This is a genomic window from Enterobacter sp. DNB-S2 (assembly GCF_019443845.1).
GTDB classification, from domain to species: domain Bacteria; phylum Pseudomonadota; class Gammaproteobacteria; order Enterobacterales; family Enterobacteriaceae; genus Enterobacter; species Enterobacter asburiae_B.
In genome coordinates this window covers 2,761,978-2,777,185 of sequence record NZ_CP050520.1, presented here as the reverse complement: position 1 = coordinate 2,777,185, position 15,208 = coordinate 2,761,978, and the positions used below count along the sequence as shown (strand labels likewise).

Genomic DNA, 15,208 nt, shown 5'->3' with positions numbered 1-15,208 from the left:
AGAAAGTTTACATTCAGGCAGGCTATTTGTGATACATTCCTGGCGCGCCAATGACCCCCACACTCGCTATCAGGTATGCAGAACATAACAAAAAAAATTCGCTGGCTTCTGCTTACTCTCCCACTCCTCAGCGGTTGTGGCACGCTCTCACAGATGTCCTCCCCGGAAGGTACTCAGGAACTTCTCACCCATGATTCGCTGGATGGCGACGTTGACAGCGTGGTGCGTCACTATATGGCGCAAAAATCCGTTCCCGGGATGACGGTCGCGGTGATCCATAATCACGGCTCGCCGCAGTTTTACACATGGGGCGTAACCGATGCGGTCAATCGCTATCCGGTCAGGCCCGACACCCTGTTTGCGCTCGGCTCGCTCAGTAAAGGGATCACGGCAGAAGTGGTGGCTTGTCTGGTGAATGAAGGGCAACTGAACTGGAACGATAACCTGGCGACATTGCTACCGCCGGGGACGCCGCTTAGCGCGGATGCACAAAAAATCACCCTGCTTGAACTGGTAACCCACACCTCCGGCCTGCCGCGTCAGAATATGGATGTTCCGATGCTTGGGAAATTCATCGGCTATTTAAGCACGGGCGAAAATTTCTATAGCGAGCTGGACAGCGATAACGTGCTGCGCTACCTCGCCGACTGGCGGGCGCCAAAGAATAAAGTGCCGCAATATTCCAATACCGGCTACGCCCTGATCGGCTATATCCTGAAGCACAAGACCGGCGAAGATATCCAGAGTTTAGCCTCGCGCTATATTTTCCGTCCGCTGCAAATGGCTAACAGCAGCTTTATACCCCAGCAGCTCAAAGGCTACCCGCAGCGGGCGCTCGGCCACGCGGGCGATCAGCCGAAATTCATCCCGCGCGGGCAGCTCACCCCGGACTGGCATTTTTCCAACAACATGGTGGCGGCAGCGAGCTTGTACAGCAACGCCGAAGATCTGGCGGCCTATGCCCGCTATCACGTCTCGACGACCCACAGTCCCCTGCTAGACAATGTCTTTGCCGAAGTGAGAAATACCGATATTCAACGTCCCGACGGGGTACAGGGTATTGCCTGGACCACCGACTTTATCGGTCTGGAAAAAATCACCTATCAGGTCGGCTATATCGGCGGCTACTCCAGCTTTATCGGCTATGACAAAGAAAAAGGCAATGCGGTGGTGGTGCTGCAAAATACCTTTAACTGGAGTAATTACATCGGCATCGCGCTGTTGATGGATATGGCGAAAAAAGACGGTCTGAGCCCTACACCGCCGACTTCGGCTTTAAGTTCTCATCAAACGCCAGTCGTTTCCGGTCAGGCTCAACTTCTCGCAGCGGCTCCACCTGGTGCATAGTTAGCTTGCAGCGCTCCACCAGCACCTGATACTCCCGCGTGCCCTGCTGCTTCCACGCCAGCTCCTGTTCGCTGAGTTCGCGAATCGCTTTGGCCGGGCTGCCGATGATCAAATGGTTAGCGGGCATCTCCGCTTTCGCCTTCACGAACGCCGCCGCGCCGACGATGCTGTTTTCACCGATGACCGCCCCGTCCATCACCACCGCGTTCATGCCCACCAGCGCATTACGGCGGATCACGCAGCCGTGGAGAATGGCGCTGTGGCCGATATGCCCGTCCTCTTCCACCACCGTGTCCTGCTCCGGGAAGCCGTGCATCACGCAGTTATCCTGAATGTTGGCACCGTCTTTCACCACGATACGGCCAAAATCACCGCGCAGGCTGGCGTTAGGACCGACGTAAACGCCTTTGCCCAGAATCACGTCGCCAATCAGCACCGCCGTCGGGTGAACATAGCTCTCGTCCGGCACGACCGGCGTCAGACCGTCAATTTGATAAACTGGCATCTTCACTCCTTATGCGCTTGTAAGACCACCAAAGCGTTGATAGTAGAGCGTGCCGGGCACGGGCAACTCGCCCACGGAGGTTTCGCCCTTCTCGCTGACAAACGCCAGCGCCCCCGGCGCGACACGCTGATAGATGTTAATGCAGAGCTGTCGGGCGCTTTGCCCCGCCCAGTGCGCGGGCAGCAACTCTTCCGGCAGCAGCGGATCTTTCAGCACCACGCGACGATAAAAGTGAATCAGCAGCAGCTGGATCTGGAAACAGCGTTCCGGCGTCAGCTCCTCCGGCGCGGCCTCTTTCAGCAGCGGCAGCAGCGGGCGGAATGAATCGATGAACGTCTCGTACATCGCGTTTTGCTCGGTTAGCTGCCAGCACTCCTCCACCCGCGAACGCAGCGCGGCGCGGGAAAGCGCCAGCGGCGAGTGGGCTTCAAAGAAAATCACGTTTTCCGCCACGCCGGCATCGTGAAGCAGGGACTGCACGTCCGCCAGATGCTGCGACGGCGAGGCCATCAGGCTCGGCGCCAGCGTGCCAAACCCCTGCCAGATCAGCTGTTTTTTGACGTCGGCAAGGGTGGTTTTATCCAGACCTTCCGAGAGCAGCAACAGCCATTTGCCGTCCCAGGCGGGCAGTTCCGCACGGTAGATCTTATTCTCGGCGCGACGCGTCAGGCGAAGCCCCTTATCGCTCAGGCGGTAAAAGCTGCGACGCCCGATGCGGGAAACGTCCAGCCAGCCCTCTTTGTTGAGGCGAAACAGCGCGGTGCGCACGAAGCGCTCGCCAAACCCCATGCCTTCCAGCAGGGCGGCCAGGCTACCGAGCCAAATCTCACCGCCGCGATGGGAAAGCGCGTCACCGTATAACGAGGAGATAAGCGAGGTCCCGCTGACGGGAACGGAGCTGACCGCGTGCTGGATAAAGGCGTCGAGTTTATTCATGTGATTCATTCTGTTGTTATTTTTGTCCTGGATGAATCATAGCATAGGATTCTGGGATAGCCCCTCACCCTAACCCTCTCCCAAAGGGAGAGGGAACTTTTACACCCTCTCCTTTTGGGAGAGGGAACTGTTTACACCCTCTCCCTTTGGGAGAGGGCCGGGGTGAGGGAAAACTTAGCCATTGGCCGCAGCTTTACGCAAGTCAAACACCCGGCAGGCTTTGCCCTCCGAGCGCGGGATGCTGCCGCAGTTAACAATCATTACGTCGGTGGAAATCCCCACCATCGACTTAATGCGGTGGCGCAGCTGGTGGCACACCTGGCAGCGCTGCTCGTGGGTCAGGGTTAAGCTGCTCTCTTTCAGCTCCACCTTCACGGAAAGTGAATCAAGATGCCCGCGACGGTTCACCTCCAGCTGATAGTGCGGAGAAAGGTGTTCGAACTTGACGATCTCCTCTTCCAGCTGCGACGGGAAGACGTTGACGCCGCGGATGATCAGCATATCGTCACTGCGCCCGCTGATGCGGTCCATACGACGCATGCTGCGCGCGGTGGCCGGGAGCAGGCGCGTCAGGTCGCGGGTGCGGTAGCGGATCACTGGCAGCGCCTCTTTGGTCAGCGTGGTGAACAGCAGTTCGCCCTGCTGCCCGTCATCCAGCGGCGTGCCGTCGTTCGGGTTGACGATCTCCGGGTAGAAGTGATCTTCCCAGATGGTCGGGCCGTCGACGGTTTCGATACACTCCATCGCCACGCCCGGCCCCATCACCTCGGAAAGGCCATAAATGTCCAGCGCCGTAATGCCCAGGCGTTTTTCGATTTCGCGACGCATGGCCTGCGTCCACGGCTCGGCGCCGAAGACGCCCACGCGCAGGGAACAGCCGCTGGCATCGCCGCCCATCTGGCGCTCCAGCTCCTCAATCAGGTTGAGGCAGTAGGACGGCGTCACCATGATCATGTCCGGCTGGAAATCACGGATCAGCTGCGCCTGTTTCTCCGTCTGGCCGCCGGACATCGGGATCACCGTCGCGCCTAAACGCTCGGCGCCATAGTGCGCCCCCAGCCCGCCGGTAAACAGGCCATAGCCATACGCCACGTGAATTTTGTCCTTCGCGCTGCCGCCCGCCGCGCGCAGGGAGCGGGCCACCAGATTGGCCCAGTTGTCGATGTCGCCCTGCGTATAGCCGACAACGGTCGGTTTGCCGGTGGTGCCGGATGAGGCGTGAATACGCACCACCTGCTCCATCGGCACGGCAAAGGTATCGAACGGATAGTTATCCCGCAGGTCCTGCTTGGTGGTGCACGGGAATTTACGGATATCCGCCAGCTCGTTGAAATCGTCAGGGTGAACGCCCGCCGCGTCAAACTTGCGTTTGTACATCGGCACGTTGTTGTAGGCGTGATGCAGCGTCCATTTCAGACGCTCGGTCTGCAGCGCCTGTAGCTCGTCAAGGGAGGCCGTTTCAATCGGATCAAGCTTTGTTGTATTTGTCATTGTAGGGTACTCACATTGTTTTTATGCTCAAACACGCTCAAGGATCATGGCAATGCCCTGACCCACACCGATGCACATCGTACACAGCGCGTAGCGCCCGCCGCGTCGGTGCAGTTCGTTGCTCGCGGCCAGCGCCAGTCTGGCACCGCTCATGCCCAGCGGGTGGCCCAGCGCAATCGCGCCACCGTTCGGGTTGACGTGCGCGGCATCATCCGGCAGGCCTAACTGACGCAGCACGCCCAGCGCCTGCGAGGCGAAAGCTTCGTTAAGCTCGACAACGTCCATATCGTTAATGCTGAGTCCGGCGCGTTCCAGCACCTTGCGGGTCGCAGGGACCGGGCCGAGCCCCATCAGACGAGGCTCCACGCCCGCCGTCGCCATCGCCACGATCCGCGTGCGCGGGACCAATCCCTGCGCCAGCGCCATCTTCTCGCTGGCGACGATCAGCGCCGCAGCGCCGTCGTTGACGCCGGAGGCATTCCCCGCCGTAACCACCCCGTTCTTACGAAACGGCGTTTTTAGCCCGGCGAGCTGTTCGAGCGTGGTGTCCGCGCGCGGATGTTCATCCACGCAGAACTCAGTGACCGCCCCTTTTTTGCCCGGCACCGGTACCGGCACGATCTCCTGCGCCAGAATGCCGTTCTGCTGCGCCTGCGCGGTACGCTGCTGGCTGCGCAGCGCGAACGCGTCCTGATCGGCACGGCTGATATTTAACAATTCAGCTACATTCTCTGCCGTTTCCGGCATACTGTCAGTTCCGAATTGCTGATGCATGAGCGGATTCACAAATCGCCAGCCGATGGTGGTATCAAAGATTTCCGCCTGACGCTGAAACGCGGCGGTGGCTTTGCCCATCACAAACGGCGCGCGCGACATCGACTCCACGCCGCCCGCAATCAGCAGCTCGCCATCGCCCGCCTTAATGGCGCGGGCAGCAAACCCAATCGCGTCCAGACCCGACCCGCACAGGCGGTTGATGGTGGTTCCGGACACCGTCTGCGGCAGCCCGGCGAGCAGGGACGACATGCGCGCCACGTTGCGGTTATCTTCCCCCGCCTGGTTGGCGCAGCCGAAGATCACGTCGTCGATCCGCTCGAGGTCGAGCTGGGGATAGCGGGCCAGCAGCGCGCGCAGCGGCACGGCACCGAGATCGTCGGTTCGGACTGCGGCAAGCGCGCCGCCGTAGCGCCCCACCGGGGTTCGAACGCCATCACAAATAAATGCTTCACGCATCTGCCTCTCCTGTCACGCTGCCGCCGATGCGGTGAGATTTCCCGCGAAAAAGGGCGACGGTTTTCTGTTGCTGGTTCTGGATTTCAATGTCGTACACGCCGGTCAGCTTGCCCTGATGCATCACCCGCGCGGTGGCGGTGAGCGTGTCCCCGGCAAAGCCCGGACGCAGAAAATCAATCGAGCAGCCTGAGGCTACCGCCGCCAGCCCCTGGCTGTTGCAGGCGTAGGCAAAGGCGGTGTCTGCCAGCGAAAAAAGCTGTCCGCCGTGGCAGGTTTGGTGGCCGTTAAGCATCTGCGGGGTGATGGTCATGGTAACCACCGCGTAGCCCTCGTCCATGGCGACAATGTCCATCCCCATCGCCTGCGCGCAGGCGTCCCGTTCGTACATCGCGCGGGCGTTATGCCAGGCGTTATGACTCATAGCTACTCTCCAGAAGCGCGCGCTGGCGCAGCAGTGAACAGGGGCGGTAGCGCTCTTCGCCGTAATGACGCTGCAGGTTCTCCAGCAGCGTCAGCAGGCGCTGCCAGCCCAGCCGCTCGCCCCAGGCGATCGGCCCGCTCGGGTAGTTCACGCCCAGGCGCATAGCGGTATCGATGTCCTTCTCGCTGGCGACCCCTTTTTGCAGGGCATCCAGCGCTTCGTTGGCAATCATCGCCAGCGTGCGCCAGACCAGCAGGCCGGGATAATCGGCAATTTGCACCACCCGGTTACCCTGCTGCTGCAGGTAGCGGATGGCCTTTTGCGTCGCGGTGTGCGGGTTGCTGGCCGCCGCCGCAATCACCGCCACGTCGCGCTCAATGCGGTCCACCACCACCACCGCGCCGTTGAGCCGCAGCGCCAGCGCCTGAGCGGTTTCGCCCTGCGTTTCAATCAGGTACACTTCATCAATTTCGGTGACACCGTCACGTCTTCTTTCCACGCGCATCGGGCTGTAGCTGTCGTTCACGGCCGGCACCCACTGCACGTCGGGTTTGTCACCCTGCCAGTCGTAGACGCCCTTCCCGCTCTTTTTGCCCAGCCTTCCCGCCAGCACCAGCTCCTGCTGCACCAGAGAAGGCAGAAAACGACGCTCCTGCCAGAAGGCGTTAAACACCGAGCAGGTCACCGCGAAATTCACGTCCTGACCAATCATGTCGGTCAGCTCCAGCGGCCCCATCGGGAAACCCCCGCCGTCGCGCAGGGCAGCATCAATCACCTCCGGCGGGGCGACCTGCTCTTCCAGCGCGCGCCAGGCCTCGGAATAAAACGGACGCGCGACGCGGTTGACGATGAACCCCGGCGTTGACTGGCAGCGAACGGGCTGTTTGCCCCAGTTCAGCGCCAGCTCGCACAGCGCGTCGGCCACTTCCGGGGAGGTTGCCAGCCCGCTGACCACCTCCACCAGCTTCATCACCGGCGCCGGGTTGAAGAAGTGCAGCCCTGCGACGCGCTCCGGGTGGTGGACGTCCGCAGCAATCGCCGTAACGGAGATGGAAGAGGTATTGCTGGTCAGCACTGTCTGCGGCGGGCAGATCTCAGCCAGCTGTGCAAACAGCGCCTTTTTCACCTCCAGACGCTCGGAGGCCGCTTCTATGACCAGATCGGCCGCGGCGAGCGCCTCGATATCGGTGACCGGAAGCAGCCGGGCGAGGATCTGGCTCCCGGCATCGGCGGAGAGTTTTCCGCGTGTCACCCGGGAGGCCAGACGCTGGCGGATCCCGTCGATGGCGCGCGATATCGCATCGCTGGAGATGTCGTAGATCAGCACCTGATGCCCATGGCTTGCCGCGACTTCGGCAATCCCTGCGCCCATGGTGCCGCTGCCAATCACGGCGACAGTCCGTATGTTCAGCATCTTATTTCCCCGTAAAGTTCGGCGCGCGCTTCGCCAGGAAGGCGCTGACGCCCTCGCGGTAGTCGTCGCTGCGCCCGGCCAGGCGCTGGTAGTCGCGCTCCAGATCGAGCTGGGCGTCCAGGGTGTTGGTTTCCGCGGCATTGATCGCCTGCTTGATCAGCCCCAGCCCGAAGGTCGGTTGAGACGCAAAGTGCAGTGCCATCTGCTGCGCCGTAGCTGAGAGCTGTTCGTCATCCACCACCTGCCAGATCATCCCCCAGGCCTGCGCCTGTTCGGCGCTGAGCTTGTCGCCGAGCAGCGCCAGCCCCATAGCGCGGGCGCGTCCGGCCACGCGCGGCAGCAGCCAGGTGCCGCCGCAGTCCGGCACCAGGCCGAGCTTGCTGAAGGCCATCACGAAGTTGGCGGAACGCGCGGCGATCACCATATCGCACCCCAGCGCCAGCGTCGCACCCGCCCCCGCTGCTACGCCGTTAACCGCGCAAATCACCGGTTTCGGCAGCTTTGCCAGGCGGCGCACCAGCGGGTTATAGAAGGTTTCAACGGACATCCCCAGATCCGGCGCCGGGCCGCTGGGGTCGACGTTGCGGTCGTTCAGATCCTGACCGGCGCAAAAGCCGCGACCCGCCCCGGTGATCAGCAGGCAGCGAACGGTGTCATCACGCTCGGCCTGTTTCAGGCACTCGGCAAGCTGCTGGTGCATCACGTCGTTAAAGCTGTTCAGACGCTCCGGACGGTTCAGCGTAATGGTCATTACGCCCTGCTCAACATGACTGAGAATACATTCCACAATTAGCGTCCTTTAAAGTCGGGGGTGCGTTTTTGTAAGAAGGCGTCGATGCCCTCCCGGCGATCCTCGGTGGCAGAAAGCAGCGTAAACAGCTGACGCTCCTGCGCGAGTCCGGCCTGGAGCGGCACCTCCTGAGACTGGCGCAGCGCCTGTTTCGCCGCCTGCAGCGCCAGCGGAGAGTGGCGCGCCATCAGCGCCGCCTGCTTCAGGGCATACTCCAGCGTCAGCGCTGGCGGGAAAACGTCGCTCACCAGCCCGGCGCTCAGCGCCTGCTGCGCGGAGATACTCTCGCCGGTCAGCACCATTTTGCTGGCAAGGGATTTACCGACGCTGCGGATAAGACGCTGGGTGCCGCCCGCGCCGGGCATAATGCCCAGCGTGATTTCCGGCAGGCCAAAGCGGGCGTTATCGCCAGCAACGATCGCGTCGCACAGCAGCGCCAGCTCGCAGCCTGCGCCCAGCGCGAAGCCGTTCACGGCAGCGATCAGCGGTTTAGGAAAAGCGTTAATCCGCGCCCACAGCTGCGGGCGGATATCGTTCAGCGTGGCGGGCAGGTCTTTCTCCGCCATTTCGTTGAGATCGGCCCCGGCGGCAAAGCAGCGCTCGCTGCCGTAAATCACGCAGACGGCGATGTCGGCATCTGCTGCGGCGTCCTCAAGCTGCTCGGCAATCTGGGTTAACAGCGCGTTATTGAGGGCGTTGCGCGCCGCCGGACGGTTTAGCGTCAGCTGCAGCACGCGGCCATGACGGGTAACAGTCAGTTCGCTCATGCCATCCCCTTCGCGTCGAAGTCGACAATCACGTCGGCGGTTAACGGCAGCGACTGGCAGCTCAGCACGTACCCGGCGGCCAGCTCGTCCGGCTCCAGGCTGTAGTTGGTCGCCATATCCACCTTCCCGCGCAGCACTTTACATTTACAGGTGGCGCACACGCCGCCCTTGCAGGCATACGGGAGATCCGCCCCCTGACGCAGGGCGGCATCCAGGATGCTTTCATCGTCCGCCGTCAGGGTGATTTCGCGGTCGCGCCCGTCCTGGCGCACGGTCACTTTCTGTCCTTCCGCCTGGACGTGCACCGCGCGTTTAGCGGTGGTTCCCGGGGTGTTAAAGCGCTCAAGGTGAATGGATTTGTCCGGCATCCCCAGCGCCTTCAGCGTCGCTTCCGCGTCGTCCATCATCGCCGACGGGCCGCAGATAAACGCCTCGTCATACTGGCGGAAGTTAATCAGGGTTTTCGCCAGCGCCTGCAGCTTTTCCCCGTCGATGCGGCCATAAAGCAGATCGCTGTCCAGCCGCTCCTGGCTGAAGATGGAGACCAGCTGCAGCCGCTGCGTGTACTTGTCCTTCAGGTCCGCCAGCGCCTGGCGGAACATCATGCTCTGGCTGCTGCGGTTGCCGTAGATCAGGGTGAAGTGGCTCTTGGGTTCGGTCGCAAGCGTCGCGGAGATAATCGCCAGCATCGGGGTGATCCCGGAGCCTGCCGCAATCGCCAGATAGTGGCCTTCGCGTTCAGCCCGCGGTTGGTAGCCAAACTGCCCCTGAGGCACCATCACCTCCAGCGCCATACCCGCTTTGATCTCATCCCGGGCATAGCGGGAAAAGCGCCCGCCGTCGATGGCTTTGACCGCCACGCTGATTTCGCCCGGGGCGGTACTCCGGCAGATGGAGTAGCAGCGTCGCAGCTCGTCCCCGCCAAGCTTCGTTTTTAACGTCAGGTGCTGGCCTGGGCGGAAGCGGTAGGCGTCCTGCAGCGCCTGCGGCACCGCGAACGTGATGGTCACCGCGTCGCGGGTTTCGGGTTCCACTTTTGCCACTGTTAATGAATGAAACGTTGTCATGGCAGCCTCAAATACATTTGAAATAGTCGAAGGGCTCGCGGCAGGTGTTGCAGCGGTAGAGCGCTTTGCAGGCCGTCGAACCAAATTCACTGATAAGCGCGGTGTCGGTGCTGGCGCAGCGCGGGCAGGTCACCTCCACAGGCGCGTGCGCGTGGCAGCTATGCCCCACGGGCGGGCTGATGCCGTACGCCCGCAGACGCTCGCGCGCGTCGGCGGTCATCCAGTCGGTGGTCCAGGCGGGCTCAAGCTGGAGCACAATGTGTACCGGGGTAAAGCCGTTCGCGGTCATCTCGTCGCGGATCGCCCCTAGCAGGTGCTCCGTTGCCGGGCAGCCCGAGTAGGTGGGCGTGAAGCCAATGACCCAGCCTTCCCCCTGCGCCTTCACGCTGCGCACCATGCCTAAATCGGTGATGGTTAATACCGGCACTTCCGGATCGGGGATCTGGCTTAACAGCGACCAGATCTGCGGGATTTGCGCGGGCGCGATGTCGACGAGGCGTTGCATAGCGTTCTCCTTTACCACTGCTGACCGGGATACGCGCGCTGGAGGTACTGCATTTCCGCCAGCATCGGGCCCAGATGTTCGGTATGCAGCCCCCTCTTGCCCCCGGTGCGATACGCCACCTCTGCGGGAACCTGCAGGCAGCCTTCATTGAGACCGGCAAAGACTTCGCTTTCCCACGGCTGGCGCAGGACGCGCGGGTCAACCGCCACGCCGGCGTCAATCAGGGCCAGCTCGACGTCATCGGCTTCAAACAGCTCCGCCGTAAAACGCCACAGGTTGTCGATGGCCTGCTGCATTTTTTGCGCGGACGTTTCGGTCCCGTCGCCCAGACGCACCAGCCAGCCGCGGCTGAAGCGCAGGTGGTAGCGCGCCTCTTTAATCGCTTTGGCGGCGATGGCCGCAAGCTGGCCGTCGCTGCTCCGGGTCAGGCGTTCGTACAGCGCCACGTTCCAGGCATCCATCAGGTACTGGCGGGCAATGGTGTCGGCGAAGCTGCCGTTCGGCTGCTCCACCAGCAGGACGTTGCGGAACTGGCGCTCGTCGCGGCCAAACGCCAGCGTGTCTTCATCGCCCTGGCCTTCCCGCTCCGCGGCATAGGTCAGGAAATTGCGCGCCTGGCCCAGCAGGTCGAGACCGATATTGGCGAGCGCGAGGTCGATTTCCAGCTCCGGCGCGTGGCCGCACCAGGCGCCGAGACGCTGGGAAAGCACCAGACCGTTGTCGCCCAGACGCAGGGCATAGGCAGTCACTGAATTCATTCTTTGCCTCACATATGCTCGATGCCGTCGGGGATGGTGTAGAACGTCGGGTGGCGGTAAACCTTGCTTTCCGCCGGGTCGAAGAACTCACCGCTCTCTTCCGGCTGGGAGGCGACAATCTCGCTCGCCTTAACCACCCAGACAGAACACCCTTCGCTACGACGGGTGTAGGCATCACGCGCATTTTCCAGCGCCATGCGATCGTCGGCGGCATGCAGACTGCCCACGTGACGGTGGGATAACCCTTGTTTGCTGCGTACGAACACTTCGTACAGCGGCCAGTAGACGTTGCTCATGGTTATTTCCTCTTATGCGGCCTGACGAGCGCGCTGTTTTTCCGCGTGCGCCAGTGCGGCTTCGCGCACCCACGCCCCCTCTTCCCAGGCTTTACGTTTGGCGGCCAGGCGCTCGTGGTTGCAGATGCCGCGCCCGCTGATGACCTCGTCAAACTCATGCCAGTCGATCTCGCCGAAGCGATAATGACCGCTCTCTTCATCCAGACGCAGGTCGGGATCCGGCACCGTCATGCCCAGCATCTCCACCTGCGGCACCGTGTTGTCGACAAAGCGCTGGCGAAGTTCGTCATTGCCGAAGCGTTTGATTTTCCACGCCAGGCTGCGGGCGCTGTTCGGTGAGTTGTCGTCGTTCGGCCCGAACATCATCAGCGCTGGCCACCAGAAGCGGTTGATGGCGTCCTGCAGCATCTGACGCTGGGCCTCGCTGCCCTGCGCCAGCGCCATGCAGGCCTCAAAGCCCTGGCGCTGGTGGAAGCTCTCTTCTTTACAGATTTTCACCATCGCGCGGGCATACGGACCGTAGGAGGTCCGGCACAGCGCCACCTGGTTGACGATAGCGGCACCGTCCACCAGCCAGCCGATCACGCCGATATCGGCCCAGCTCAGGGTCGGATAGTTGAAGATGGAGGAGTATTTCATCCTGCCGTCGAGCATTTTCTGGTAGATGTCTTCCCGCGCGCAGCCCAGCGTTTCCGCCGCGCTGTAGAGATAGAGTCCGTGCCCGGCTTCGTCCTGAACTTTCGCCAGCAGGATCGCTTTTCGGCGCAGCGTCGGCGCGCGGGCGATCCAGTTCCCTTCCGGCAGCATGCCGACAATTTCGGAGTGCGCATGCTGACCAATCTGACGGATCAACGTCTTACGGTAGGCGTCAGGCATCCAGTCCTGAGGCTCAATCGCCGTCTCCTGCGCTATGCGCTGCTCAAACCGTTGTTCTTGCGTCACGTCATCACCTTTATGATTCGTTAGTTTGCAAATTAAGGCGTAATGTTGAATCACTTTGTTTTTTAGAAGTTACACATAGGTTAAATATAACCCCAAGAATTGTTTCCTGGTTTTGTGATGCTGCTCGCAAGGCTTTTGCATCAGGCCTTTCAGAAAGCGTCTTCAAGCGATGCGATTCATCCAGCCAGATCACAACGTTAACAATTCATTAAAAACTCAGCTTGATTTTTATGATTCACGATCAAACTATTAATGAGTAAATCACGTAACATTTGGAGATAAGCGATGCAGCAGTTAGCCAGCTTCTTATCCGGTACCTGGCAGTCTGGCCGGGGCCGCGAGCGCACTATTCATCACGCCATCAGTGGCGAAGCCCTGTGGAGCGTGACCAGCGAAGGGCTGGACATGGTGGCCGCCCGTCGCTATGCGATTGAGCGCGGCGGGGAAGCGCTTCACGAGATGACCTTTATCGAACGTGCTGCCATGCTGAAGGCGGTGGCAAAGCACCTGCTCAGCGAAAAAGAGGCGTTCTATGCCCTGTCAGCTCAGACGGGCGCAACGAAGGCGGACAGCTGGGTGGATATTGAAGGCGGCATCGGCACCCTCTTCACTTACGCCAGCCTGGGCAGCCGCGAGCTGCCGGATGACACGCTGTGGCCGGAAGACGAGTTAATCCCACTGTCGAAAGAAGGCGGCTTTGCGGCGCGCCACGTCCTCACCTCCAAATCCGGCGTGGCGGTGCACATCAACGCCTTTAACTTCCCCTGCTGGGGGATGCTGGAAAAGCTGGCGCCGACCTGGCTTGCCGGCATGCCCGCCATCATCAAACCCGCTACCGCGACCGCGCAGGTGACGCAGGCGATGGTGAAATCCATCGTCGACAGCGGACTGGTGCCGGACGGCGCCATCAGCCTGATCTGCGGCGGCACGGGGGATCTCCTCGACCAGCTCGACAGCCAGGACGTGGTGACCTTTACCGGCTCCGCCAGCACCGGGCAAAGCCTGCGCGTGCACCCGAATATTGTGGCGAATTCGATTCCGTTCACCATGGAAGCCGACTCCCTGAACTGCTGCGTGCTGGGGGAAGACGTCACGCCGGAACAGCCGGAGTTTGCGCTGTTCGTCCGGGAAGTGGTCCGCGAGATGACCGCTAAAGCCGGGCAAAAATGTACGGCCATTCGCCGGATTATCGTCCCGCAAAACCAGATTGACGCGGTGAGCCAGGCGCTGGTTGCCCGCCTGGAAAAAGTGGTGGTGGGCGACCCGGCGCAGGAAGGGGTGAAGATGGGGGCGCTGGTCAACGCTGAACAGCGCGCGGACGTGCAGGAGAAAGTGGAGCAACTGATCGCCGCTGGCTGCCAGATCCGTCTGGGCGGCAAAGCGGATCTGCAGGCCGCGGGCGCGTTCTTCCCACCGACCCTGCTGTTCTGCCCGCAGCCGGACGAAACCCCGGCGGTGCACTCAACCGAAGCCTTCGGCCCGGTTGCGACGCTGATGCCGTATCGCAACGCACGCCACGCGATGCAGCTTGCCCGCGCGGGCGGCGGCAGCCTGGCGGGTACGCTGGTCACCGCCGATTCGGCGATTGCCCGCCAGTTTATTGCCGGCGCGGCGCGCGCCCACGGACGCATTCAGATCCTTAACGAGGAATCATCAAAAGAGTCTACCGGCCACGGCTCCCCGCTGCCTCAGCTGGTGCACGGCGGCCCGGGCCGCGCGGGCGGCGGCGAAGAGCTGGGCGGCCTGCGCGCGGTGAAGCACTATCTGCAGCGCACCGCGATTCAGGGCAGCCCGACGATGCTGGCCGCCATTGGCAAACAGTGGGTGCGTGGCGCAACGGTGCAGGAAGATCGCGTTCATCCGTTCCGCAAATACTTTGAGGAGCTGCAGCCGGGCGATAGCCTGCTGACGCCGCGCCGCACCCTCACGGAAGCGGACATCGTGAACTTTGCCTGCCTGAGCGGGGACCATTTCTACGCCCATATGGACAAGATAGGCGCGGCAGAGTCGATCTTTGGCGAGCGCGTGGTGCACGGCTACTTCCTGATCTCCGCCGCGGCGGGACTGTTTGTTGATGCGGGCGTCGGGCCGGTTATTGCCAACTACGGCATGGAAAACCTGCGCTTCATCGAGCCGGTTAAGCCGGGCGATACCATTCAGGTGCGTCTGACCTGCAAGCGTAAAACGCTGAAGAAACAGCGCACCGCCGAGGAAAAACCGACCGGCGTGGTGGAGTGGGCGGTTGAGATTTTCAACCAGCACCAGCAGGCCGTGGCGCTCTACTCCATCCTGACGCTGGTGGCGCGCCAGCAGGGCGAATTCAGCTAACGTCCCTTCCCCTTTACCACAATGGCTGGTGGCTCCCGGTAATTTGACGCTGCTTACAGATTCACTGGGGGCCTTCAGCAAGGCCCTCAACATAAAGTGAACGGAATAACCTCCACAGCCGTATGTTCCCCCTCACCCCAGCCCTCTCCCTCAAGGGAGAGGGGGTCGCCTGTGCTGACATCATTTATGGGGAGAGGAAATGGCCCGGCCTGTGATTTACCCCCGCTCTTTTTTTAACCTGGCAAGGCTGACAAATAATCTGGCAGATGCAGGCAAACGCTTTTCTCGGGCGCCTGTCAGGATAAGGCTGTCACAACACAATATCCCCTAAATAATTCGAGTTGCAGGAAGGCGGCAAGGGAACGAATCCCCGGGAGCGTACATAAGTACGTGACTGGGGTGAGTGAG

General features: G+C 61.6%; 15 protein-coding genes. 2 read left to right on the top strand and 13 right to left on the bottom strand.

The window, feature by feature from the left end; genetic code table 11:
* Positions 1 to 75: 75 nt before the first annotated feature.
* The gene (locus HB664_RS13225) at positions 76 to 1,347 is read left to right on the top strand and encodes a serine hydrolase (RefSeq protein WP_219939587.1); all 1,272 of its coding nucleotides are present in this window, start codon (positions 76 to 78) and stop codon (positions 1,345 to 1,347) included.
* On the opposite strand, the gene paaY is transcribed toward HB664_RS13225, so the two are convergent.
* The 13 genes from paaY to paaA all read right to left on the bottom strand — a co-directional run bounded on the left by paaY (position 1,256) and on the right by paaA (position 12,472).
* A complete protein-coding gene (paaY, locus tag HB664_RS13220) occupies positions 1,256 to 1,852 on the bottom strand; it encodes a phenylacetic acid degradation protein PaaY (protein ID WP_039262610.1) in 597 nt (198 codons plus the stop codon). The genes HB664_RS13225 and paaY overlap by 92 nt on opposite strands.
* A gap of 9 nt (positions 1,853 to 1,861) precedes the next feature.
* Positions 1,862 to 2,797 carry a phenylacetic acid degradation operon negative regulatory protein PaaX gene (paaX, locus tag HB664_RS13215; RefSeq protein ID WP_033145431.1) on the bottom strand — a complete coding sequence of 312 codons (936 nt, stop codon included), beginning with the start codon at positions 2,795 to 2,797 and terminating at the stop codon, positions 1,862 to 1,864.
* 165 nt (positions 2,798 to 2,962) lie between these two features.
* Positions 2,963 to 4,279 carry a phenylacetate--CoA ligase PaaK gene (gene paaK / locus HB664_RS13210; protein ID WP_045888536.1) on the bottom strand — a complete coding sequence of 439 codons (1,317 nt, stop codon included), beginning with the start codon at positions 4,277 to 4,279 and terminating at the stop codon, positions 2,963 to 2,965.
* Between the two features lie 27 nt (positions 4,280 to 4,306).
* The gene (pcaF, locus tag HB664_RS13205; RefSeq protein ID WP_219939586.1) at positions 4,307 to 5,512 is read right to left on the bottom strand and encodes a 3-oxoadipyl-CoA thiolase; all 1,206 of its coding nucleotides are present in this window, start codon (positions 5,510 to 5,512) and stop codon (positions 4,307 to 4,309) included.
* A complete protein-coding gene (gene paaI / locus HB664_RS13200) occupies positions 5,505 to 5,933 on the bottom strand; it encodes a hydroxyphenylacetyl-CoA thioesterase PaaI (RefSeq protein ID WP_032657412.1) in 429 nt (142 codons plus the stop codon). The genes pcaF and paaI overlap by 8 nt, the downstream gene beginning before the upstream one ends.
* On the bottom strand, positions 5,923 to 7,347 hold the full coding sequence (gene paaH, locus HB664_RS13195) for a 3-hydroxyacyl-CoA dehydrogenase PaaH (RefSeq protein ID WP_219939585.1): 1,425 nt from the start codon (positions 7,345 to 7,347) through the stop codon (positions 5,923 to 5,925). The genes paaI and paaH overlap by 11 nt, the downstream gene beginning before the upstream one ends.
* 1 nt (position 7,348) lies before the next feature.
* A complete protein-coding gene (gene paaG, locus HB664_RS13190) occupies positions 7,349 to 8,137 on the bottom strand; it encodes a 2-(1,2-epoxy-1,2-dihydrophenyl)acetyl-CoA isomerase PaaG (RefSeq protein WP_120785303.1) in 789 nt (262 codons plus the stop codon).
* The gene (gene paaF, locus HB664_RS13185) at positions 8,137 to 8,904 is read right to left on the bottom strand and encodes a 2,3-dehydroadipyl-CoA hydratase PaaF (protein WP_219939584.1); all 768 of its coding nucleotides are present in this window, start codon (positions 8,902 to 8,904) and stop codon (positions 8,137 to 8,139) included. Before paaF ends, paaG begins: the two co-directional genes overlap by 1 nt.
* On the bottom strand, positions 8,901 to 9,971 hold the full coding sequence (gene paaE, locus HB664_RS13180) for a 1,2-phenylacetyl-CoA epoxidase subunit PaaE (protein ID WP_217072909.1): 1,071 nt from the start codon (positions 9,969 to 9,971) through the stop codon (positions 8,901 to 8,903). Before paaE ends, paaF begins: the two co-directional genes overlap by 4 nt.
* 7 nt (positions 9,972 to 9,978) lie before the next feature.
* Complete coding sequence (gene paaD, locus HB664_RS13175) at positions 9,979 to 10,476, bottom strand: 1,2-phenylacetyl-CoA epoxidase subunit PaaD (RefSeq protein ID WP_219939583.1); 498 nt, start codon at positions 10,474 to 10,476, stop codon at positions 9,979 to 9,981.
* Between the two features lie 11 nt (positions 10,477 to 10,487).
* Positions 10,488 to 11,234 carry a 1,2-phenylacetyl-CoA epoxidase subunit PaaC gene (gene paaC / locus HB664_RS13170; protein ID WP_094935216.1) on the bottom strand — a complete coding sequence of 249 codons (747 nt, stop codon included), beginning with the start codon at positions 11,232 to 11,234 and terminating at the stop codon, positions 10,488 to 10,490.
* A gap of 8 nt (positions 11,235 to 11,242) precedes the next feature.
* Positions 11,243 to 11,530, bottom strand: coding sequence for a 1,2-phenylacetyl-CoA epoxidase subunit PaaB (gene paaB, locus HB664_RS13165; protein WP_033145422.1), 288 nt, complete (start codon positions 11,528 to 11,530; stop codon positions 11,243 to 11,245).
* Between the two features lie 12 nt (positions 11,531 to 11,542).
* Positions 11,543 to 12,472, bottom strand: a complete 930-nt coding sequence (gene paaA / locus HB664_RS13160; RefSeq protein ID WP_232926339.1) for a 1,2-phenylacetyl-CoA epoxidase subunit PaaA — start codon at positions 12,470 to 12,472, stop codon at positions 11,543 to 11,545.
* A 285-nt stretch (positions 12,473 to 12,757) separates the two neighbouring features.
* Here paaA and paaZ point away from each other — a divergent pair, with 285 nt between their 5' ends.
* Complete coding sequence (gene paaZ, locus HB664_RS13155) at positions 12,758 to 14,800, top strand: phenylacetic acid degradation bifunctional protein PaaZ (RefSeq protein ID WP_219939582.1); 2,043 nt, start codon at positions 12,758 to 12,760, stop codon at positions 14,798 to 14,800.
* Positions 14,801 to 15,208: the final 408 nt, after the last annotated feature.